Origin of the sequence: Sphingobacterium sp. BIGb0116, assembly GCF_024808035.1 — a bacterium.
Lineage (GTDB): Bacteria > Bacteroidota > Bacteroidia > Sphingobacteriales > Sphingobacteriaceae > Sphingobacterium > Sphingobacterium paramultivorum.
Genome location: NZ_JANUDT010000001.1, coordinates 1365560 through 1390517, shown reverse-complemented (window position 1 = coordinate 1390517; position 24958 = coordinate 1365560). Strand labels below are relative to the sequence as shown.

15 protein-coding genes are annotated in these 24958 nt (G+C 44.8%); 12 read left to right on the top strand and 3 right to left on the bottom strand.

Annotated elements, in window-relative coordinates:
* Positions 1-141 precede the first annotated feature (141 nt).
* From M2419_RS05815 to M2419_RS05805, 3 genes are all read right to left on the bottom strand, one after another.
* The gene (locus M2419_RS05815; protein ID WP_182330862.1) at positions 142-1107 is read right to left on the bottom strand and encodes a DKNYY domain-containing protein; all 966 of its coding nucleotides are present in this window, start codon (positions 1105-1107) and stop codon (positions 142-144) included.
* A gap of 484 nt (positions 1108-1591) precedes the next feature.
* Positions 1592-1924 (bottom strand): hypothetical protein, encoded by a 333-nt coding sequence (locus M2419_RS05810; protein ID WP_153845189.1) that lies wholly within the window; start codon positions 1922-1924, stop codon positions 1592-1594.
* A 134-nt stretch (positions 1925-2058) separates the two neighbouring features.
* Positions 2059-2883 (bottom strand): AraC family transcriptional regulator, encoded by an 825-nt coding sequence (locus M2419_RS05805; protein WP_259254496.1) that lies wholly within the window; start codon positions 2881-2883, stop codon positions 2059-2061.
* A gap of 269 nt (positions 2884-3152) precedes the next feature.
* Between M2419_RS05805 and M2419_RS05800 the strand changes: the two genes are divergently transcribed.
* From M2419_RS05800 to M2419_RS05745, 12 genes are all read left to right on the top strand, one after another.
* Positions 3153-3458 (top strand): hypothetical protein, encoded by a 306-nt coding sequence (locus tag M2419_RS05800; RefSeq protein WP_075993880.1) that lies wholly within the window; start codon positions 3153-3155, stop codon positions 3456-3458.
* 280 nt (positions 3459-3738) lie between these two features.
* On the top strand, positions 3739-6930 hold the full coding sequence (locus M2419_RS05795) for a TonB-dependent receptor (RefSeq protein WP_200845693.1): 3192 nt from the start codon (positions 3739-3741) through the stop codon (positions 6928-6930).
* Positions 6931-6943: 13 nt separating this feature from the next.
* Positions 6944-8869, top strand: a complete 1926-nt coding sequence (locus M2419_RS05790; protein ID WP_182330864.1) for a RagB/SusD family nutrient uptake outer membrane protein — start codon at positions 6944-6946, stop codon at positions 8867-8869.
* Between the two features lie 25 nt (positions 8870-8894).
* Positions 8895-10082, top strand: a complete 1188-nt coding sequence (locus M2419_RS05785) for a DUF5000 domain-containing lipoprotein (RefSeq protein ID WP_153845192.1) — start codon at positions 8895-8897, stop codon at positions 10080-10082.
* Between the two features lie 20 nt (positions 10083-10102).
* Entirely contained in the window at positions 10103-11281 is a 1179-nt protein-coding gene (locus tag M2419_RS05780) for a DUF4998 domain-containing protein (protein WP_159731659.1), read from the top strand.
* 11 nt (positions 11282-11292) lie between these two features.
* Positions 11293-13317, top strand: coding sequence for an alpha-galactosidase (locus M2419_RS05775; protein WP_259254493.1), 2025 nt, complete (start codon positions 11293-11295; stop codon positions 13315-13317).
* Between the two features lie 9 nt (positions 13318-13326).
* The gene (locus M2419_RS05770) at positions 13327-14367 is read left to right on the top strand and encodes a GntR family transcriptional regulator (protein WP_153845195.1); all 1041 of its coding nucleotides are present in this window, start codon (positions 13327-13329) and stop codon (positions 14365-14367) included.
* Positions 14368-14383: 16 nt separating this feature from the next.
* Positions 14384-15979 (top strand): solute:sodium symporter family transporter, encoded by a 1596-nt coding sequence (locus tag M2419_RS05765; protein ID WP_159731655.1) that lies wholly within the window; start codon positions 14384-14386, stop codon positions 15977-15979.
* 22 nt (positions 15980-16001) lie between these two features.
* The gene (locus tag M2419_RS05760; RefSeq protein WP_259254492.1) at positions 16002-18242 is read left to right on the top strand and encodes a glycoside hydrolase family 95 protein; all 2241 of its coding nucleotides are present in this window, start codon (positions 16002-16004) and stop codon (positions 18240-18242) included.
* Positions 18243-18254: 12 nt separating this feature from the next.
* Positions 18255-20453 (top strand): alpha-galactosidase, encoded by a 2199-nt coding sequence (locus M2419_RS05755; RefSeq protein WP_259254491.1) that lies wholly within the window; start codon positions 18255-18257, stop codon positions 20451-20453.
* 97 nt (positions 20454-20550) lie between these two features.
* Positions 20551-22536, top strand: a complete 1986-nt coding sequence (locus tag M2419_RS05750; RefSeq protein WP_259254490.1) for a sialate O-acetylesterase — start codon at positions 20551-20553, stop codon at positions 22534-22536.
* A gap of 6 nt (positions 22537-22542) precedes the next feature.
* The gene (locus M2419_RS05745) at positions 22543-24894 is read left to right on the top strand and encodes a glycoside hydrolase family 95 protein (RefSeq protein ID WP_259254489.1); all 2352 of its coding nucleotides are present in this window, start codon (positions 22543-22545) and stop codon (positions 24892-24894) included.
* Positions 24895-24958 lie beyond the last annotated feature (64 nt).

Below are 24958 nucleotides of genomic sequence, written 5' to 3'. Positions count from 1 at the left end.
GTTTGCTGCAGCTATGCTATCTTTCCGTGGATTGGCTATTGTTCAATGAATTCCTGTTGCGTAACTGGAGCTACTATGGCCTTATCGAAAAGATTAAATACAAGGCCAAAATGGTCGGTATTAACATTATTATAGAATGAATTAATCCAATTTTTCGCCGCGATAAAACTTCGTATATGTATCCTGTGCATAGCCGTTGTCTAAGTACTCAAAAGTGCTAGCACCAGCTCCCTTTAACTCCTGGCCGCGATAGAAAACTGCCCAGGAGTCTTTTGCATAACCTCCTCCAAGCGCTTTAAATGTAGATGGCGAGGCACCCTTAACTTTTACCCCCTGATAATAAACTACCCAGGGATCTGCTGCATAGCCGTTTCCGATTAATTTGAACGAGTTGGGGCTGCCACCCTCGACTTTGACTCCGCGATAAAAAAGATTCCACGCATCTTTGGCATAGCCATCATCAAGGTATTCAAAGGTTGAAGCAGAAGCCTCTTCCACTTTCTGATTTTTATAAAAAACAGACCAATTGTCCTTGGTGTATTGACCGCCAAGGGGCTGTGTGTTAGGACCAGCAAATTTATCATTCTTTTCGCCCCTATAATAGCTCGACCAATTATCTTTTGCATAACCCCGGCCGAGATTTTCAAAGCTTGAAGCATTGGCTCCATTAATTTCCTTGCCTAAATAATAAGCTTTCCAGGGGTCTTTGCTGTAACCATTTCCCAGTATCTTGAAGGAAGACGCTGTTGCATTTGATAATGGTTTACCATAAAAATAAACCTTCCAGGCATCGCTGGCATAACCGTCTCCCAGGAATTGAAAAGTAGACGGGCTTGCATCAGTTATTATTGCTCCTCGAAAATAAACCTTCCAGGTATCTTTTGCATAACCCGAACCTAAAAATTGAAATGAACCGGCATTGGCGTTCGGAATTTCTTTACCGCGATAATAAACGCGTGATCCGATTTTGCTGTAACCATCGCCCAGATGGTCCTGAAGGAAAAGGGCAGTACGGTTATATTGCGCAATATTTGCACAAATAGCCTGTGTGGCAGTAGTCAACAAAAGAAGAACGAGCATGGTTTTAAATGGGACTTTTGTCATCATATAGGGCATCGGGTTAAATTTGAAAGCAAATAATCATGGTGTACTCTTGTTAATGAGACCCGGTAATACTAGTAAAGTTTAGTCATTAATTAAATTTTTTTGTACGCTATCTTGCACTTTTTCCGAGATCTGTTTGCTATTTATTTGCCGATGCTTTGCTGTTTCTCTGCTGTTTGTTTGCCGTTTCTTTGCTTATTCTTCGGGTCTTCTTCGTATCTGCTTCGAGAATGGTTTGCTATTCGTTTGCCGTTTCTTTGGTGTTTCTTCGCTGTTTCTCTGCTAAAATGGTAATTAAATAGCAACCAATCGGCAAAGAATAGGCAAAGAATAAGCAAGCAAGGGGGCTAGTAAGCCCCTAGCCATACCTTACGCGATTACGACCAATCACCCTAGAGAAGGCTAATGCGATCGCAAAAACAGGGGCGATTGGTAAGTTAACCTGCCTAACAGCGAAAGGCTGAACACAAGGTTGCATAGATGGCACTTATTTGGTCGGCTGTAAGTGTATTTCGGGAAAGGAGTAACTGGAATCCTGGATCGTGGTAAACAGGGAATAATCGGTGTAATCGGGAACGGCTATTCTCAGGAGATAGCTGCCCTTTTTTATCACCTGTATTTTAAATTCGCCATTGCTATTTCTAACGGTATCCCGACCTAATAAAGCCAAGGGTTCCCTTTCCTTATTGGACGCATAGGTTTCAATAATAAAATACCCAACGGGGTTATACTGATGGTCAACCAACCGGCCGGTAATACGGTAAGGTGGAGTAGTAAATAGCCCATACAGTGAACAAGAGAGTAGCAGTAGTTTCAGCATATTTTTCCATTGTGTAGCTCGATAATATACAGGTATCCAGCTGATGAATCTTAAAACGGAGATCCTCACCTCGCAATTGGAATGACGATCTATGCAAAGGTAGCCTGCTGCGTCATTGAATAAATATCACAAGTTTATGAAAAACTATCATTTTGCATTTTCTGCTTGTATGCGGAAGGAGATAAACCCGTCAGTTTTTTGAAAAATCTGGAAAGATTATTAGGATCGCTGAAATGAAGTTCAAAGGCAATTTGGGCGATAGACTGTTCGTCCAATACAAGCCGCTGTTTGATTTCTTGTATTTTTCGGTGTTGGAGGAGGGTGATCGGACTATGTCCAGTGTAGGCTTTGATTTTGTGATTCAGCTCATTGCGGTGTATTTTTAGTAAACTAGCATATTGGTTGCAGTTCAGGTTGGAATTGACATGCTCTTCCAGGAGCATTTTAAATCGAGTGAGCAAATTGTTGTTCGCGCTTTCGTTGGCTATATAGTGAAATGCACGAAATAGCCGGTCCAGTCGAAGTAAAATACCGGCAAGTAATGCGCGAATCATATTGGGACTGTCAGATCGGAACGCGCCGATTTCAAAAACAATTTCGGAGAGCATGGATTTGAACAACTCAAAATCGACGCCCATCGCGACAATATAAGGTGCAAACGAATAGTTGTAAAAATAGGGGAGTTTGTATACCAGTGTTTTATCCTGAAAAAAAGATTCCAAAAACTCGGGCTTAAAGATTAAATGAAATCCTTTGACACCGTTTTTATCAAAGTCACATTGCTTAATCTGATTGGGCGAAGTGAATAAGATCGTACCTGGGCATAATTCGATGCGTTTTTCATTGGTATAGGCCACACCGCTTCCCTGTTCAAAAAACATGATCTCAAAAAAGTTGATGGTGTGCGGACCGGCCTCAAAAATCAGATCGGTATTATCCTCGAACCGATGGGCATCCATCGCTAAGGGAAGCCGTATTTGCTGTCGTCAAAATCAAAATAACGCATAATAATGTCTTTACCCCTGTAGGAAACGCATAGGTGCTAAACCCTCGCTCAGTAAATATAATAGTTTTTCTGAATATTACTTGACAGGGAATTGAGGTCCTATCCGTGAAATGCAAGGGCTACCGGTCAAAAAAACACGAGTCATGTCATATCCAGGTCAATGAAAGGCTGTATAAGCTCCTTAATTTGAAAAAGTAATATTTTTTTTGTATATTGCTGGTTATGAGTTTTAAAGAAAAATTAGAGAACTGGCGCACGTCAATCAATCGCGCCGGTAGTGGTGAGGAATTGTATATTTTGCTTTTGAACTATAAAAGGTTTATCAACAAAAATTGGGTGGACGATTTTGGCGATCCAGGCAACTGGAAATCGGAATTAAATCAGGTCATCAGCAAAGTAAGAAACAAGGTGGATGTAGCAGATATCCGAGCCTGCCAAGATTTATCGTCCTATCAGGACGATGCCCGGCAGACCGCACATTCACTCAATCATACGTTAAAATATCATCACTCATTGACAAAAGGGTAGGCTAGGCCTACCTTTTTTTGTGATCAAAATTTTTTAAATTATTTACTAAGCGGGATGTATAATCAGCCATGATTGTACATCCCGCTTTATTTTTCCCTTATTTCCTCGTGGTAAATAGTGGCTCGCTAGCCTAGTTATGACACACAGCCTGAACCTATTATTGAAAAAAATATTTGCCCATGTCAGAAAATGTTTTTACTATTGTAAAGTAGTATAGAATAGTATAGATTACTGGCCGCTATACTATAAACTAATAACCAATCTATAAGAAGACCAATTTATGATCTACCACATGTATTACCGAATCTGTAAATGGCAGCGATGTAGTCTTGTCTTCCTTTTTCTTCTGCTAACGGGCTTTGTAAACGCACAGTCCAAATCATTTGAATTAAGAGGAGTTGTATTAGATAGTGTCGGACATTTACCCATTTCCAATGTTACAATCGCTTTTGTGGGAAAAAGCGCTGCTGTATCAACGGATGCACAGGGGCAGTTCCTGATCAAAGATGTACACCTCAATGATCAGCTTGTCCTGACTTCAGTCGGATTCGACCGAAAAACTGTTCAGGTCACCAGTACCAACCGGATGACCATCTTTCTGTCTTCATCAAGTTCAAACCTGGATGAAGTGACTGTCGTCGCTTATGGCACACAAAAGAAAACGAGTATGGTCGCTTCGATCACCTCGATCAATCCAAAAGAAATTAAAGGCCCTACCTCCAATCTGACCACCATGCTGGCAGGTCGGGTAGCGGGTTTAATTGCGTATCAGCGCAGTGGTGAACCCGGAAATGATAATGCCTCGTTCTTTATTCGTGGTGTCGGGACCTTTGGTGCCGGAAAAAAAGATCCCTTGATTCTGATCGATGGGATGGAATCGAATACAACAGCTTTAGCGCGGCTACAGCCCGATGATATTGCTGGTTTTTCGGTACTGAAAGATGCGGCCGCCTCTGCATTGTATGGTGCCAGAGGTGCAAATGGTGTGGTTCTGGTGAATACCAAAAGTGGTATCGTGGGAAAAGCAAAATTTAATGCGCGTTTCGAAAACTCAATTTCTACCAATACACGAAATTTCCAATTTGCCGATAACATTACCTACATGAACCTGGCAAATGAAGCGGTATTGACGCGTAATCCCAAAGGGGCTTTGCCTTATGACCAAAATAAAATCGATCATACCGCAAGGGGCGACGATCCGCTACTTTATCCAAATAATAACTGGATCGATCAATTGATTAAAGATTATACAAACAACCAGCGTTTCAATTTCAACGTAACTGGCGGGGGAAACCTGGCGCAATATTATGTCGCGGGTACTTTCAACAATGACAGGGGAATTTTGAAATCAGAAAGCGGCAATAATTTTGACAATAACATTAACCTCAAAAATTATTCGATACGTTCCAATATCACTTTAAATGTAACCCCGACGACCATAGGAATTATCCGTACATCGGCACAGTTTGACGATTATAAGGGACCCATCGGTGGTTATGATGATTGGGGTAATTTGATCAATGGGGGGCAACGGGTATTCAAAGAGGCCATCTGGTCCAATCCGGTGATGTTCCCGGCAGTCTATCCAGCTTCTTACGCACCGTTTACAACCCATCCGCTCTTCGGAAATAGCTTTATACCGACGACAAAGACTTTGTACAATAATCCTTATGCCAAGATGGTCAACGGTTTTCAGGAATACAATAGTTCAACCGTCAATGTACAATTGGAGCTGAAACAGAACTTTGATTTTATCACAAAAGGCTTGTCGGCCCGTTTGATGGCTTATACACAACGGTACTCGTATTTTTCAGTACGCAGAAGCTTTGAGCCCTTCTACTATAATCTGCTGAAAATACCGGGTACAAACAATACGGTATTGAGCTTGCTGAATGAAAACCAGGGAACGGAATACCTGGACTACAGTCAAGGCGATAGGATACAGAATACAACGACCTATGGCGAATTTGCGGTCAATTATAACCGAACCATTGGAAAGGATCACGACATCACGGGTATGCTCATCGGTATCATGCGCAATTATCAGACAGCAAACGGGGGCAATTTACAGGCTTCTCTGCCAGCACGTAACATTGGTGTGTCTGGACGCGCAACGTATGCTTATAAAAATAAATACCTTTTCGAAGCAAACTTTGGTTACAACGGTTCCGAGCGCTTTTCTAAAGATAAACGATTTGGCTTTTTCCCCTCTTTTGGGGTAGGCTGGAACCTCCAGGAAGAGCCGATGTTTGAATTTATGACACCGGTGGTATCTCGTTTAAAACTACGGGCAACCTACGGTTTGGTGGGTAACGACCAGATCGGTAACGACCGCGACCGCTTTTTCTATTTATCGCAGGTTAATCCAAATGATAATGGAAAAGGCTTTTCCTGGGGAAATCTTTGGGATTATACCCGACCGGGTTATTCCATCTCGCGTTACGCCAATCCCAATATTACCTGGGAGCGTGCCAAAACATTTGATGCAGGTTTTGATCTGAATCTTAAAAATGGATTGGGTGTTGTCTTTGACTACTACAACTCCAAGCGAAGTGATATCTTAATGGTACGCTCAACGATTCCGACGACTGCAGGTTTTCAGGCCGATATTCAATCCAATATGGGCAAAGCGGAAAGCAAGGGATTTGACCTGGCGCTGGATTACAACAAATCCTTTGCAAATACCTGGTGGACGCAGTTGCGCGGTAATATGACCTATGCGACCAATCGCTTGTTGACCAACGAAGAGCCAAACTATCCGGCAAATTTATCTTACCTGACACATTTAGGTTATCCGATTAAACAACAATATGGTTTGATCGCCGAACGCTTATTTGTAGATGATATTGAAGCCGATAATTCGCCATTGCAAAATTTTGGTGGAGCATTGAAAACAATGGGCGGTGATATCAAATACCGTGACATTAACGGTGATGGCAAAATAACTGATCTGGATAAAGTGCCCATCGGTTTTCCAACGGATCCTGAAATTATCTACGGTATGGGATTCACCGTCGGTTTCAAAGGATTTGATGTCAGTGCTTTCCTACAGGGCTCTGCACGTTCATCGTTTTTTATTAATCCCGGAAATATTACGCCTTTCGCCATCAATGGCCCCTATCAAAATGGGCTGTTAAAACAGGTGGCCGATAGTCACTGGTCGGAAGATAATCAGGATATCCGTGCATTTTGGCCACGATTGACCGACGGATTCAATAACAACAATAATCAATTCTCGACCTGGTGGATGCGCAATGGTGCCTTCCTTCGCCTAAAATCTGTTGAATTGGGCTATACGGTACCAAAGAAGATCCTGGATCGCTGGAAGATGTCCAATATCCGCATTTATACCAATGCCCTGAATCTTGCTGTATGGAGCAAATTTAAAATGTGGGATCCTGAAATGGGCGGTGATGGTTTGGGGTACCCGGTTCAGGCGGTATATAATATCGGAATCAATGTAGGATTATAAAAAACAATGTATCATGAAAAAGTTAACTGTATTTAAATCGATGGTGGTATCAGGTCTATTGTTTTTTCAATCCTGCAACTATTTGGATGTCGTACCCGACAATGCCCCCACAATAGATAATGCCTTTACCATGCGTAGCGAAGCGATCAAATATTTGGCAACCTGTTATTCTTATTTGCCCAATGATGGTGAACCGACTATAAATCCTGCTTTTATGGCAGGAGATGAGCTCTGGCTGGATTACCCAACGCGGAGTATCAACGGGACAAACTGGAACATCGCCCGTGGCAATCAAAGTGTCACCGATCCTTATGTCAACTATTGGGACGGACATATAATCAATAATGTTCGCGAACGGTCGATGTTCAATGCCATTCGCGACTGTAATATCTTTTTGGAAAACATTCAAAATCCCGAAAAGGTACGTGATATGACGCAAGACGAACGTACCACCTGGGAGGGTGAAGTCCTGTTTTTAAAAGCGTATTACCACTTTATGCTGATGCGTCACTATGGCCCTATTCCCATTATGGATGTCAACGTACCTGTCACAGCACCAATTGAGGATACGCAGGTAAAGCGTCAGCCGATTGACCAAGTAGCGGATTATATCGTGAAGGTACTGGATGAGGCCGCAAGTAAGCTGCCAAGTGCGGTGCAGTCGCCAGTAACTGATCTGGGGCATATCACAAAACCGATTGCCTTAGGCATCAAGGCGAAAGTCCTATTATATGCAGCGAGCCCGTTATTCAATGGTAATACGGATTATGCAACCTTCAAAAATGTGGACGGCACCTTATTTTTTAATCAGAGCTTCCAAGCCGAGAAATGGCGTAAAGCAGCGCAGGCTGCAAAAGAAGCTATTGCTGCCTGTGAGGAGCTGGGTATGAATCTATACGAATTTCCAACACCGGTACGTCCACTGTCCAATACCACAATGATTCAGATGAGCATTCGTAACGCTGTGACGGAAAAATGGAACCGCGAGATCATCTGGGGGAATTCGAATTCGCGGACATGGCAGTTGCAGTACTCGTCCATGGCGCATATCGATCCGAATAATGCCGGCAACAACAGCGTCAACGGTACCTTGGCCCCGACAATTAAAATCATTGAACAGTTTTATACGAAAAACGGGGTGCCGATGGATGAAGACAAAACCCTTGATTTTAGCAATAAAAATCAATTGCGTACTGGAACGCATGACGAACGCTTCAACAATATCGAAAATTACCGAACAGCGCGTTTGCATTTTGACCGTGAAAATCGTTTCTACGCCAATGTGGGCTTTGACGGTGGGGTTTGGTACATGGAAAATAGCCCAAGTCAGACAGACGAAAATACCTGGACAACACAGCTTCGTTTAGGCTTATTTGGCAGTGGTGTTTCCGTGCCGATCACAACCTATTACCCAAAGAAACTGGTCAATTGGAAATTTGCCTTTAAGGATGGAAACAGCTCGCATATCGAAGAATATCCATGGCCTATGCTACGGCTTGCCGACCTGTATCTGATGTATGCCGAGGCGTTGAACGAAAGTGAAGGACCGACAGCCGATGTATTCCTCTATCTCGATAAAATTCGCAAGCGCGCTGGTCTGGAAGGGGTGAAAGAATCCTGGGCAAAGTATGCTTTTAATAGCGCTAAACCAACGACAAAAGAAGGACTCCGTGCTATCATACAACGTGAACGTAATATTGAGATGAGCTTTGAAGGTTCCCGCTTTTGGGATTTGAGACGCTGGAAGCTTGCCGCGCAGGAACTCAACAAAAATATCACGGGCTGGGATCGCAATCAGGATAAGGACCATCCGGAGCTTTTCTATCAGGAACAGACCTTCTATCAACAACGATTCGTGGCACCAAGGGACTATTTTTGGCCGATTAAAGAAAGCGATCTGTTGGTCAACCCGAATTTGGTACAAAATCCAGGCTGGTAATTAGCGTATTAAATTGAAGAAAATCATGAAAAAACGAATATATCGCAATAGTATCTATGTCATGGCTGGTTTGCTGTTTCTGCTGCTCGGCTGTAAAGAGGAAAAAGGCTGGACTTTAATGGAGGACGACCAGACCAAACCGGGACTGGTACAGCATCCCTCCGTCGTGAACGGTTATGGACAGGCAACCATACATTATAGCCTTCCAGAGAATGATAACATACTTTATGTCAAAGCCGAATACGTGATGGCGAGTGGCGCCACCCGTGTTGTCAAATCATCGACGTACACCAATGAAATCTTAATTGATGGATTCCCCGATACCAAGCCGCAAACCGTTAAATTATACGCGGTAAGCAAGGCTGAGGTTGTGTCGGATCCCGTAGATGTGATTGTTGAGCCCAAGACGCCGATCTTTAATCTGGTGTTTGGGGAGATGAAAGTAACGGCTGCCTTTGGCGGTATCCGCATTACCTCAACCAATAAGGAAAAAGGAAATGTTGTGATCGTACCGATGGTAGACTCGCTCAACAATGGGGAGTACCTGCCCTTGGACAATTACTATGGACAGGATTCTATCATCCTATATAATGTCCGTGGATTGAAATCCAAAGAAATGAAGTTCGCATTTTATGTCCGTGATCGCTGGTTAAATAAATCCGATACACTGTACACTTCGATTACGCCATTGGAGGAAAATCTGTTTAACCGGCAATTGTTTACGCCATTACGCTTGCCTGGAGATGCGCAAATCCTCTACGGTTCTATGGACAATCTATGGGATGGCAATCTCAATACGGGCAAATGGCCAAGCTTTTATACGGTAGAGAATGCAGGGGTACCGCAATCGGTCACTTTCTCGATCGGTAGAGAAGCAAAACTAAGCCGGGTGGTGATCTTTCCAAGACGGGAAAACGGCTTCTACGATAAGGGAAACTTACGTGATTTTGAGATCTGGGGAAGCAATACGCCGAATTTGGATGGCTCTTGGGAGTCCTGGACCAAATTGGCTACCTGCACGGTACGTAAACCATCGGGAACACCGTCGGGAACAAATACCAATGCAGACGAAGTGTATGGTACCTCTGGCTGGTCATTTGATCTACCGGAAGATGCTCCGAAATACAAATACCTGCGCATTCGCAATCTGCGCAATTGGCGGGGTAGTTATTTTATGCAGATTAACCAGATTCAGGTGTGGGGCGTTTATTAATCAATTTAAAAAGCAAAGTTATGAAAAGATATATCGTATTGCTGTCCCTGTTTATCGTGGCGCTGTTGGCGGCTTGTTCCAAAATGGACGAGTTTACCGAGCACACAGACGGGAAAGCAATTATCTACCCGGCAAAGCTCGACTCGATTAGAGTTCGTTCGGGAAAATACCGTATACAAGTAGAAGGTGTCTATAGAGCTTCCTCTGGTGTGTCTGAGCTACGGATCTATTGGAACAGTAAGCAGGATTCGATGAAGATACCGGTCAAACTGACGGGCAAGGTGGATACCGTACGTTATTTAATCGATAAACTGCCTGAAGGGCCTATGAATTTAGAAATTCGTAGTGTGGATGCCGCAGGACGCTTTTCTGTTCCGACCTATGTGGTGGGGAACGTATATGGCGATCGTTATCGCGAAGGACTTTACCAACGTGTGGTACTCGAACAGAATTTTATTGCTGGACAGCAACTGCAATTGGGTTTGCAAAATGTATCGGAAACCATGGGCTTTGATGGACTGCGTATCGCGTATAGAAATTGGGATGGTGGTACCACAGATACCGTGGTGCGTACTAAAAATCAGGATGAAAAGATTGGCCTTCAACGCTATCTTCCTGGTGCCGAAGTTTCCTATCGTACCGTGTTCAGACCCGATAGTTCGGCCATCGATACCTTTATGGTCAAATCGACCAAATTGGCTGTGAAAAAAGACAATATCACACCTTGGTACCTCCAGAATTATAAAACACCATTTACAGCGACGGTCTATGACGGTAATCGCTGGGGAGTTTTGGACAACTGGATGACAAACGCCGCCATGAAAAACCATAACGGTTACGGTGGTTTTGGATCGGACGATGGCGGCGTGGTCAACATTGAAGCAGGCTGGGGAGCTCCGGCTATCATAAATGGTAAAATAGAGCAAAAAGTAACCTTATTACCCGGTAAGTATCGTTTTTTTTGTAACTTATCCTGGACAAATTATGATCAACCGCCAGCAAAACTGGTTGTTAGCAAAGCAAACAGTGGAATTCCAGATCTTGAGCAGATTCAACAGGCAATGGCCCATGCTGATGTTAAATCAGATGGTGTTTATTTTGAAATCAAAGAAAAGGTTACTGTCAATATGGGAATGCTGGTCAATTTTCAACCTGACCATTACATGAAGATCAACGCTTTTCAAATCAATTTACAATAATATCAAGCAGAATGAAGACAGTTATTTTCGCGCTAAGTTTTATGCTATGTACCTTCATGTTATACGCGCAGCCTTTTCAGGTCAAGAAAAATGGCCTAACGTTGACCTATAACAAACAAGATGGAACATATTCACTAAGTAAAGATCAAGTCGCCTATATCCAACAAGCAAGTGCCTATGTGGCACTTGCTAATGGACAGAAAATTAGTACAGATAAACTGAAAGGAACCCGCAGCGTCACAGAAAAGCCTATTCAGGACAATTTGGGCAAAGGCATACAGTATACCATTTCTGTTAAAACCCAACAGGGCATCACATTGCTGCAGCATTTTTATTGCTACGACACAATAGATGGTGTCATCCTTGAACTGGAAGTTAGGGGTAAAAATATAGCCAGTAATGAACTTGTGCCGATCTGGTCAAATGCTTCAATTGCCGGCTTGGGAAAATCCTTGTACCAGCTGGCTGTTCCTTTTGATAACGATACGTTTATTTCGTATGAAAACAATGTCCTTGCAATGAATAGTAAGCGCAGCGCCGAGGTCGGCGTTGTATACGATAAGGACAGCGGAAACGGTCTGTTGATTGGTTCATTGGATCAATCCGTCTGGAAATCGGGTATCGCGATTGAAGGAGATCAGGGGCAATATAGCCACCTGGCAGCACAGGCGGGATTTACAGATGTAACTATCACACGTGATTCCATGGCGCACGGGACGGTGAAGGGGGATGTCATTCACTCTCCAAAATACCTCGTGTCTTACGACAAGGATTGGCGCATTGGGCTCGAAAACTATGCTAAAATCCACCGGAAGCTATCGCCGGCCTATGTGAAATCTTGGCAAGGAGCCACACCTGTCGGCTGGAACAGCTGGGGCGTGATACAGGAAAAACTTAATTTTCAGAATGCCACAGGCACAGCAGACTATTTCGCAAAAGATATTCCTTATTTCCGGAACGCAGATGGCGAGGCTTTTATAGATCTTGACTCTTTCTGGGATAATATGACGCCCGGAGGTATGTCAGGTGACTACACGCAGCTGAAGCAATTTGTTCGCTATTGTGATTCTTTGGGCCTCAAGCCCGGTGTGTATTGGGCCCCTTTTACAGACTGGGGGCATGGAAGTGGTCCCGACCGCAAGGCGGAGGGAAGCAAGTTTACCTTTGGCCAGCTTTGGACCAAAACCCAAAAAGGCTACCACAATTTAGATGGTGGTCGGGCTCTTGACCCGACACATCCCGGTACGTTGGCCCGTATGGATGTGATCCTGGGCAAATTGGTCGACTGTGGCTTCCGAATGATCAAGGTCGATTTCCTCTCTCACGCGGCAATCGAATCCACAGGTTTTTACGATAAGAAAATTCAGACAGGTATGCAGGCTTATGCTGTGGGGATGAAACATCTCGTCGACGTGCTGCAGGGTAAAATGTTGATCTACGCAGCAATTTCGCCATCCTTGGCAACAGCCCAATTTGCACACATGCGCAGAATAGCCTGCGACGCCTGGAAGACGATCGACCAAACTCAGTATACCTTAAACAGTGTTAGTTACGGCTGGTGGCAAACTTATCTCTACGATTTTATCGATGCCGACCACCTGGTCTTTCATGATGAAAGCCCTGAGGTCAATAAGGCAAGATTGCTTTCCGGTGTGGTAACGGGGACCATTATCCTTGGTGATGACCTGTCGAAAAAAGAAAACTGGCAGCCAAAGATGAATCAATATCTGCAGGATCCCGAAATTCTAAAAATTATAGCCGACGGTAAAAGCTTCCGTCCGGCAGGATTTGTAGAAGGAAAAGCCGCAAATACGTATTATTACAAAAAGATTGGAACAACGCTGTATGTGGCCGTATTTAATTTCAATACAGCCCCGGCAGCAATAAACATAGATTTTAAACAGATTGGCCTAGCGCCAAATACAACCTATAAGGCGGTGGAACTGTTTGAAAAAACAGCGCAGGAATTTGTCGCTGAGAAATCCATTGCCTTTGAGCAGGCAGGTGCAAAATTATTTAAGATTGCCCTGTTTTAATCACAACATATGAAGATAAGCAAAGAAGAAAATTTTAAAGTATTGATCGATCGGATCAAACGCCTGGAGGCATTGAATACACTCTCTAAACATGAATGTATTGTGCAGGGCGTGTTGGATGCCATTGATGCCAATGAACTGGAGGTACATGCCAGTTTACCTTCTGTCAATAACTTGATCCAATACCTGGGTTATGCACGCGAAACCTTCGCTAAGGCTTACCGCGATCTGATTGCCCATGGAGTCGTGGAATCCAAAAATAGAAAAGGATATTTTGTAGTCAGTAATAACACGCAGTTGAAACAGAAAGTTGCCGTGTTGTTATATGCTTACGATACTTTTCAGGATACCTTGGTATCCGAATTGCGGGCGAATCTTCCGGAGGAAGTGACGGTCGATCTTTTTTTCCATCACAACAATATGGAAACCTTTGAAGATATTTTCAATCGTATTCAGGGACGATATACGGTATATATTGTCGCTCCGATTGAAAATGCCGATTCTGAGCGTTTATTGCGAAATATTCCTGTGTCAAAACTATTGATTATCGACCGGCTGATGGATTTAGGGGCGGAATATTCTTATGTTTCTCAGGAATTTGAAGCAGCCACCTATGCCGTGTTTCAGGAGCTTTATCCAAAGATCAAAAAGTATAAAGAAGTGATCTTCTATTTTAGGGAAAATACAGCCGAACCCAATGAAATCAAAGATGCGTTCTTGCGCTTTTTGAAAGACTATAAGGTAAAAGGTCATATCGAAAAGCAATACCATGTAGGTGATCTAAAAAAGGGGAAACTGTATTTTACCATTCATAATCCGGAGCTCTACCAGATGTTAAAAGAGGTGCTGCAAAAGGGTTGGACTTTGGGTGAGGATCTGGGGATTTTATCGCATAATGATGATGTTATTAAAGAGATTATCAGCGGTGGTATTACCACCTTTTCGACAAGTTTTGCACGGATTGGGGCCGAAGCAGCCAAGTTTGTGCTCGAAAGAACATTGATCCGGGAAGTGGTGCCGACAACATTGGCAGATCGCGGCTCTGTATAAAAAAGAAAGTTTTACGATGATAATTTTTAGTTTTTGTCTTTTTACCGGTTTGGTTGCGTTATGGTCCTTATGGAAATTTAAGACCACCTATTCCACGACGCTCAACGGCTTCTTCCTGGCTGGAAAGAGCAATAGCTTTTGGATGGTTGGTTCAGCCTTGCTGTTGACAAACTTGAGCGCCAACCAGTTTATAGGTGAAAACGAATCGGTTTATATCAATAATCTTTCAGTTATCGGCTGGGGCATTAGTTCCGTTGTTGCCATGCTTTTGGTATCGGAATTTCTGCTACCTATTTATTTTAAGCATGGCTTTCGGACGGTTCCGGATTTCTTGGCACTGCGATTTGACACCAAAACAAAAATGCTGGTTTCTATCCTCATCTTGATTGGATATATTGTCAATTTGCTGCCTCCTGTATTGTATGGTGGAGCATTGAGCCTTGCGACCATGTTTGATGTCCCGGCGTTATTGCATATTACCTATTGGCAGAGCATCTGGTTGCTGGTATGGGCTTTAGGCGTGATAGGTAGTTTATATAGTATTTTGGGAGGTCTCAAGCTGATCTCCTTATCGGATTTAAGCTTAGGCTTATGTCTGTTTTTACTTGCTGTGCTCATTCCTGTCTTTGCGCTCTGGCACCTTGGAGGTGGCGATGTCTGGTCTGGTCTAGCGCAGTTACTGCATGAAAAAAAAGAGCACCTCAATGCTGTCGGCGGAAAGCATGATGCGGTCCCATTTTCGACCTTATTTACCGGAATGCTGCTGATCAATTTCTATTACTGGGGGATGGAACCCTATATTGCACAGCAGGCCCTGAGTGCTAAGAATTTAAAGGAGGCACAAAAAGGGATGACTTTGGCTGCGGGAGGTAAGCTCCTTATGCCCTTGCTGATCAATCTGCCGGGACTTTTGGCTGTGCATCTGTTGCCGCATGTACAGCCTACGGCTTCTGTTTTTCCGAAACTTATCGTTTTAATTTTTCCCGATATCCTGATCGGTTTTTCCTTGGCCTTGGTCTTTGGCGCTGCGATGACAACATATACCGCAGGGCTGCAGAGCTGTGGCAGTTTATTTATTTTTAATATTTACAAACCCTATCTGGCTTATAAAAAGAGGCCATACAGTGAAAAGGAATTGGTACGAAAAGGGAAATTGTTCGAATTGATTATTTCAATTTCAGCGATGTTTATTGCCCCTTTTATCCTTTTTGCCCACGATGGATTTTATACCTATTTGCAGACCGTATCGGGCTTATTTAATATGCCCATTTTCACGATTATGATCTTGGGGATTTTATCCCGCCGTGTGACACCGCGCATGGCACAGATTGGATTGTTTTTATACATGTTCAGTTATTTTTTTCTGGTGTTTGTCTGGAAAACAGAGCTACACTATCTGCACCTGTTCGCGCTGTTGTTTATCGCTGTGGCACTGGTTATCTGGGGGGGAAGTAAACTGAGCCAGCCAAACTATCTATCGGAGTATCAATTTGAGTTTTCGGGCCAGGATAAAGAAGCTTATTGGAAAGGCCGCTATGGTGTGGGCGCAATTTTGATTGTCCTGATGATTGTCATATACCTTGTTTTTTCACCCTTGGGCATTGCCCAATAAAATTGTATAAACCGCTATGTTGATGCACACAAAAATAAAATACGTTCTCTTAACACTCTTGATCATTTGTTTTGGCACTTCCCAGGCACAACGCTATTACCTCTTGGATAATAAGCCCGCAACGGACTGGATGACTGAAGCATACCCCATCGGAAATGGACGAATTGGCGCCATGATCTTCGCGGGCGTAAATCAGGAACATATTCAATTTAATGAAAATAGCCTATGGACAGGTGATGAACAGGAAACAGGTGCCTATCAGGCTTTTGGTGATCTTTTTGTTTGCTTTGACTCCGACGTTAATAAATCCTTTACCGCCTATAGCCGGAAATTGAATTTGGATAAAGGGCTGCATGAAATAGCCTATCAGCAGGATGGACAGCAAATCAACCGTCGGTATTTTGCGAGTCAGCCCGATCAGGTCATGGTATTTGACTATGCGAACAGTAAAAAAGGGAAACTCAATGCCCAGATTGCACTTCAGGATGCACATGGGCAGGCGGTGCAGGTAGAAGATGGTCATCTGTGGTTTCAGGGAACGCTCGACAACGGCATGCGGTATGCCGCACAGATACGCGTACAGGTCGTAGGTGGTTCACTTTCCAAAACGACAGATGAAAAAGGACAGGCTGTCCTTACCGTAAAATCTGCCGATCGAATTGTTCTGCTGCTGAGTGCCGCAACAGATTACGCCAATACACGGGCTACCAAATGGAAGTCGGCCGAAGAACCAATGAAGGTTAATGAACGTTATCTGCAGCAAGCGGAAAAATATGGTGTAAATAAGCTGCTGGCACGGCACGTTGCAGATTATACAGCGCTGTTCAACCGCGTAGAGCTTGATCTCGACCATAGCCAGCTGGACAGCAAGCAAACAACAAAAGCGCTGTTGGAAGCCTATAAAAAACAGCCGATCCCGGCTCTGGAAGCTTTGGTATACCAATATGGACGTTATCTGCTGATCAGTTCCTCACGGAAAGGCGGTTTGCCTGCAAATCTGCAGGGGCTCTGGAACAACAGTAACAATCCACCATGGCGCTCAGATTACCATTCCAATATCAATGTACAGATGAACTATTGGCCTGCAGAAGTCGCTAATCTGCGTGAATCGGCCTGGCCTTACCTCGATTATATCAATAGCATGCGTGAGGTGAAAAAAATAAATACACAGAAGGAATTTCCGGGCGTAAGAGGCTGGACCGTAAAGACCGAAAATAATATCTTCGGTGGGGAGAGCTTCCTTTGGAACACGCCCGGAAGTGCCTGGTATGCTCAGGCACTTTGGGAGCATTATGCGTTTAACAGGGACGAGAAATACCTACGCGAATTTGCGTATCCGATTTTAAAAGAAATAAGTGAGTTTTGGGATGATCGTCTGGTTCGACGACCAGACGGAACTGTGGTGGCGCCAAAGGGCTGGTCGCCGGAACATGGACCCACAGAGGATGCCGTGAGCTACGACCACCAGATTATTTACGATCTCTTTAACAACTACATCCAGGCGAGTACAATTTTAAAGTTGGACGACGATTACCGTAAGCATATCACGGCACTTCGCGATGCGCTGCTCAAACCCAAAATCGGTACATGGGGACAGCTGCAGGAGTGGGAAACGGATCGTGATGATCCACAGGACAAGCACCGCCATGTCTCGCATCTGTTTGGTCTGTACCCCGGTAACCAATTCTCTGTTTTAAAAACACCGGAACTGGCCAAAGCTGCACGAGTTACGCTGACCGCGCGTGGCGACGAATCGACAGGTTGGTCCATGGCCTGGAAGGTGGCTTTTTGGGCCCGCTTGCAGGATGGGAATCACGCCTATAAAATCCTAACTAATTTCATTAACCTCGTTGGCGGCGATGGTATTGATTACAACAATGGCGGTGGCGTTTACGCCAACTTGCTCTGCGCGCATCCACCTTTTCAGATAGATGGTAACCTAGGTTATGTGGCTGCGGTGAGTGAAATGTTGCTGCAGTCGCAAACGGATGTGCTGGAATTACTTCCTGCACTGCCTGATCGCTGGTCGGCCGGAACAGTTAAAGGGTTCAAAGCCCGTGGCAATGTACACATCGAAAAGATGGAATGGAGCAACAGCAGCATTATGCAGCTTATTCTTTCATCGCCGCAGGATCAAACGATTCAGGTGTTAAGTCCTTCCCCGTTGGCAGGTCTAAGCCCACAGCAGGAAATCAATGGTAAATACCTTTATAAGATTCAATTGAAAGCAAACAAAATAGTCAAGTTCGTTAACAAATCCTAAATCTATTTATATATGCCAACCCATCATTTTAAACATGTTGTACTCGGGCTTTTGATGACCCAGGGGCTTGTCCATCTGGAGGCACAGGCGCAGTCCAAACAGATTCCTATTGAAACCAGATCGAATGCCTTAGTGTTGGAGTACGATTCCACGAAAACACTGAAAATGCTTTATTACGGTGAAAAATTGAGTGATTCTAAAGAGTACTCGACCATTGCAAGCGGTTATAGGCAATTGACCGATTATAGTGGCCTCTCCAATGCGGCGTATACACCCTCAGGTTCAAAAAACCTACTGGAACCAGCCATCAGTGTCGTTCATGCCGATGGTAACCGCTCGCTGGACCTGCGCTATGAAAAGCATGCGGTGAAAAACCTGGATGCCAATGTCAAACAGCTTGATATCACCCTAAAAGATCCGGTATACGATATTTATGTCGTTTTACACTACAAATCGTTTTTGAATGAGGATATCATTGAGCAGTGGGCAACGATCCAGAATAAGGAAAAGAAGGTCGTCACGCTGGAAAAATTTGCTTCGGCCAATCTGACCCTGCGCTCCAACGCGTATTGGCTACGGCAGTACCATGGCGACTGGGCAAAAGAAATGCAGGTGGACGAGGCTCCGTTAACACATGGCATTAAAGTGCTGGACAGTAAGCTCGGAACGCGCGCGAATTTATTCCAGCCACCTTCCTTTATGGTGTCTCTGGGCAAGGCGGCATCCGAAGATGAAGGAACAGTACTGATGGCAAGCCTCGGGTATAGTGGAAATTTTAAGGTGGATTTTGAAGTGGATTACCTCAATAACCTACGTATCATTGCCGGCATAAATAACTATGCTTCCAATGTAAAATTAGCCAGCAACCAGGAGTTTACAACACCCAAATTGATCTATACCTTGTCGACAAAGGGAAAAGGCACCGCCTCCCGAAATCTACACAATTGGGCCCGTAAATATCAACTGCTGGATGGAAATGGCGAGCGCCTGACTTTACTCAACAATTGGGAGGCGACCTACTTTGATTTTAATGAACAAAAATTAAAAGGTTTGCTTCAGGATACCAAGAAACTAGGCGTAGATCTATTTTTATTGGATGACGGCTGGTTTGGAAATAAATATCCGCGTAACAGCGATCACTCCAGTTTAGGAGACTGGCAACCCAACCGGACAAAATTGCCCAATGGTATCGCGACACTCGTGGAAGAAGCGACCAAACAGGGCGTTAAATTCGGTATCTGGGTAGAACCCGAAATGGTTAGCCCCAAATCCGAACTCTACGAGCAACATCCGGATTGGGTCGTCAAACAGCCACAGCGTGAAGAACATTACTTCCGTAATCAGTTGATCCTGGATCTGACAAATCCCAAGGTGCAGGATTTTGTTTTCCAGATTCTGGACGATCTGTTTACTAAAAATCCGGCATTGGCCTATATCAAGTGGGACTGTAATGCGGTCATTTACAATGCGCATTCCGCATTTCTAAAAGACCAGGGTGCTTTCTATGTTTCTTATGTGGAAGGCCTTTATAAAGTGTTGGAGCGCATTCGTTTGAAGTATCCGAAAGTGCCGATGATGTTATGTTCGGGCGGTGGTGGTCGTGTGGACTATGCGGCACTTCGGTACTTTACCGAATTTTGGCCTTCGGACAATACAGACCCTTTGGAACGTATTTTTATGCAGTATGAGTATTCGTACTTTTTCCCGGCAATCAGCACCTCAAACCATGTGACAGACTGGGGAAAACAGTCCCTCAAATTCCGTACGGATGTAGCGATGATGGGCAAACTGGGTTTTGATATTGTGGTGAGCCACCTGAAAGAACAGGATCTGCTATTCTGCCAGCAGGCGGTAAAGAATTACGACGCGCTAAAAGGAACAATCTGGCATGGCGAGCAGTATCGTTTGGCCGATCCACGTGAAGGTGACTTTGCCGCCCTCAGCTATGTAAATAGCCAAAAAACCGAGGCTGTCATCTTCAACTACCTGGTCAATAATCGCTATGGTATCGGAACAACCGATCCTGTTCGTTTAAAAGGACTGGATGCCCAAAAGCAATACCGGGTGGAGGAGATCAACCTGTATCCGGGAACCAAGTCGAGCTTAGGCCAGGGACAAACCTATTCGGGCGACTACCTGATGAAAGTTGGCGTAAATCCAGACCTGAATAGCAACCGTACCAGTGTTTTACTAAAAATATCGGCACTTTAAAAGAATAACTGTGGTACATCCGAAGCTCCGACTCTAACAGCCGGGACTTCGGATGCACTAAATGTATAAACCCAATTGAGCAACAAACTCAAAAATCATGATAAAACCTAAACAGTATAAACGGACTTTGTTGGCCCTGCTACTCAGCGTTGCCAGTGGATTTTCTGCCCTACAGGCCAAAGTACAGTTGCCGGCTTTTATTGGCGACAATATGGTGCTGCAGCAGAAAGAAAAGGTCAAGATCTGGGGAACCAGTACCGCAGTCGGCAAGGAACTTAGCGTAAACACCAGCTGGAACAACAAGAGCTATCAGGTTGAGGTCGATCAGCAAGGAGCCTGGCAAGTCTATCTGGAGACACCGAAATACGGTGGACCCTACCAAATTACCATCAACGATGGTGATCAATTGATCCTAAAAAATATTCTGATCGGTGAAGTCTGGTTTTGTTCAGGACAGTCAAATATGGAAATGCCCCTGGCGGGCTGGGGTAAGATCAATAACTTTGAGCAGGAAATCAAAGCAGCCAACTTTCCCAATATTCGTATTTTGCAGATTCCAAAAGCAACCGCCAATCAACCTACCACCGCAGTGAAGGTGGAGTCCGGTGGATGGAATCCGGTGACGCCACAAAGTATTCCGGAGTTTTCGGCGACGGCCTATTTTTTTGCACGTGAGATCTACGAGAAAACAGGCATTCCCATTGGCCTGATTCATTCCTCCTGGGGCGGAACAATTATTGAAGCCTGGATGAGCAGGAAGGCACTTTCACCTTTTTCAACTTATACGGCGGCCATTGAGAAAATCCAACGTCCGGATGCACAGGAAATCTATGCGAAAGATCTGTCCGAATGGAATCGTATCGCCGAACAGCAGGATCAGGTGAAGACAGCAACGCAGGGCGAGTGGTTTTCCTCACAATTGGATAAAAGCAGCTGGTCGACGATTACAATTCCGAGCTTTTTTGATAAGAACCTATTTCCGGGAATGGATGGTGTCGTTTATTTTGGCAAAGACGTTGAACTACCGGCACATTGGCAAGGTAAACCCCTCAAGTTGATTTTGGGAGCGATTGATGACAACGACATCACTTATGTCAATGGTACAAAAGTGGGTGAAACTGTCGGTTACGACCAGATTCGAAAATATACTGTTCCTGCAACGGCCAACAACGGCAGCCGATTGCATATCGCCGTTCGCGTATTTGACGGAGCCGGCGATGGCGGAATATATGGCGGAACAGAACAGCCGCGACTGGAAGGGCCAAATGGCGAACAGCTATCTCTCGTTGGAGACTGGAAATGCAAAGTTGGTTATGATCTGGCGAAGCTGCCCGCAAAACCTAATGCGATGGAGGGACCCAACAGACCTACTGTGCTTTACAATGCCATGGTTAAGCCTTTTGTGGATTTTAAAATAAAAGGCGCCATTTGGTACCAGGGTGAAAGTAACGCGGATTCGAAAGACGCTCCTTATCAGCAACTGCTGCCCGCATTGATTCAGGACTGGCGCCAGCAGTGGAACAATGAAAAGATGCCTTTTTATTTTGTTCAACTGGCCAACTTTAAAGCGAAAAGTGTAACACCGCAGCCTTCTTCCTGGGCGAGATTACGGGAAGCGCAGCGCCAAACACTCAAATTGCCTTATACAGGTATGGCTGTTATAACGGATATCGGCGATGCACAGGATATCCATCCGAAAAATAAGCAGGATGTCGGTAGAAGACTTGGCTGGATCGCAACAGCGCAGCTCTATGGCAAGAAGATCCCTTATTCGGGTCCTGTCCTTCAGCATTGGACGACAAAAGCTGCAGAAATGGAACTTAGTTTTAACCCCATGGGCAAAAAACTGGTGCTGAAAGGAACGGATAACCGCAACGGTAGTTTCACAATTGCTGGTGCCGATCAGGTTTTTTATCCTGCTGAAGTCAAACAGGTCGGAAACAAGCTGATCGTATCTGCCAAAGAAGTACCATCGCCCGTCGCAGTGCGCTACGGCTGGGCCGATAACCCGGACCTGACTTTATACAACGAAGCCGGGATACCCGGATCTCCCTTCCGAACTGATGACTGGACAAAAAACTAAAACCACATGAATAGATCATCAAAAATAAATCTTCGGAAAGGTCAGTTACTTTGCACGCTTGTGGTTTTCTTTTTTTCGGGCAACTTATTTGGGCAAGTGCAGGGCGGCAAACTTTGGTATCGGCAGCCGGCAAAACAATGGGAGGAGACCTTACCCCTGGGTAATGGAAAAATTGGTATGATGCCCGACGGTGGATTGAAGAATGACCATATTGTACTCAATGATATCACACTATGGTCGGGAAGTCCTCAGGATGCCAATAATTATGAGGCCAGCAGGTATTTGGATAGTATTCGAAATCTGATCAAAAGTGGGAAAAACGACCTTGCTCAGCGTCTGATAGACCAGCATTTTATCTGCAAAGGCCCCGGATCGGGCGGCAAGCAATGGGGCTGTTACCAAGTGCTCGGCAATCTGATGCTTGCTTTTGACGGACAAACGGATCTCAATGCAGTGCAGAACTATCGCCGGGAATTGGATCTCGATAAAGCGATGGCAAAAACAAGCTATGAGCTCAAAGGCGTCAGGTATAGCCGCGAATATTGGACAAGCTTTGCTGATGACCTGGGCGTTATTCGTTTACAGAGTAGCAAAAAAGGACAGATTAGCCTGGAAATCAAGATTGACCGTCCCGAAAGGGCTACTGCCAAGACCGAGGATGGCGAGCTTGTTTTGGTAGGACAATTGGACAATGGTGTGGACGGTAAAGGAATGCAGTTTAAAACACGTGTCCGCGCGCAGATAAAAGGAGGGAAACAGCTGGTAAAAGGAGAATCTATTGTTATTCAACAGGCTGACGAAGTGCTGATTTACGTGGCAACAGATACTGATTTTAAAGGTAAGGATTTTGAGAGTACCACAGCTGAAACGCTAGCAAAGGCTTTGAAAAAAAACTATAGCCAGCAGTATGCCGAACATTTACGAAACTACTTGGCAAAGTTCAACCGTTTGTCGCTCCAGTTAGGACAGTCGAAAGATGACTTACCGACCGATCAGCGTCTGGTGGCCTTTGGTAAAGAACCGGATCAGGATCCAGGATTAGCAGCTCTATTCTATCAGTATGGTCGCTACCTTAGTATCAGCAGTACGCGCTTAGGCTTGCTACCACCAAACTTACAGGGCTTATGGGCAAATCAGATTCAGACGCCCTGGAATGGGGACTACCACCTGGATATTAATGTGCAGATGAACCATTGGCACCTCGGGGCGGCCAATCTGGGCGAACTCAATGAACCCTTGGTGGGGCTTGTGGAAGGCCTTATGGCTCCGGGGGCAAAAACCGCGAAAGCGTATTATAACGCACCGGGCTGGGTAGCCCATGTGATCACCAATGTATGGGGCTATACCGAACCTGGAGAGTCTGCTTCCTGGGGCATTGCCAATGCGGGCTCGGGCTGGCTCTGCAATAACCTTTGGGAACATTACCTCTATACCGAAGATATCGACTATCTACGGCGGATATACCCGATTCTCTATGGGGCAGCACAGTTTTACTCCAGTGCCCTGAACGAACATCCAACCAAGGGCTGGCTGTTGACTTCGCCCTCTGTATCTCCCGAAAATTCCTTCAAGCTCCCCAATGGGCAGCAGGCAAATGTCACGATGGGGCCAACGATAGATAATCAAATCGTACGCGAATTATTTGAAAATATCATCCATGCAGCGGGATTATTGGGCAAACAATCGGATCCTTTTTTAACGCAGGTTGCGGCGCAACTGAAACGTTTAGCACCAGCTGTGCAGCTCGCCAAAGATGGCCGCATCATGGAATGGATCGAAGATTATGAAGAGGTGGATCCGCAGCATCGGCATATCTCGCATCTGTACGGTTTGTATCCGGGTTATCTGATTCGTTATGATGAACATCCAGACTGGCAGCTTGCTGCTAAAAAAAGCTTAGATGTGCGGGGGGATGATGGACCGAGTTGGGCCATTGCTCATAAACTACTCTTTTGGACCAGATTGCATGAAGGCGAACGGGCTTATAAATTATTTCGGCAACTCATGACCCCACGTGTTGATACACATATCAATTATGGCGCCGGGGGTGGTGTTTACGCCAATTTGCTAACAGCAGGCCCCCCATTTCAGATCGATGGTAATTTTGGTGGAGCAGCTGGCATTGCCGAGATGCTGGTGCAATCCCATCAGGATACGGTGTATCTTCTACCGGCGGTTCCTCAGGCCTGGAAAAAAGAAGGCCGGGTCACGGGCATGCGCATCAAGGGAAACCACACGCTAGATATGGAATGGAAAGATGGTAAGATACTGAACTATCAGATTTATTCACCCAAATCACAACAACTTAACGTATGTATAGATCATAACTGGATCGCCTATCGTACAAAAGAAAAATAACAAAACATAGCGTCCTCAACCGAATTGGATCATGCAATTTTTTGCATGATAGGGGATGCTTTGT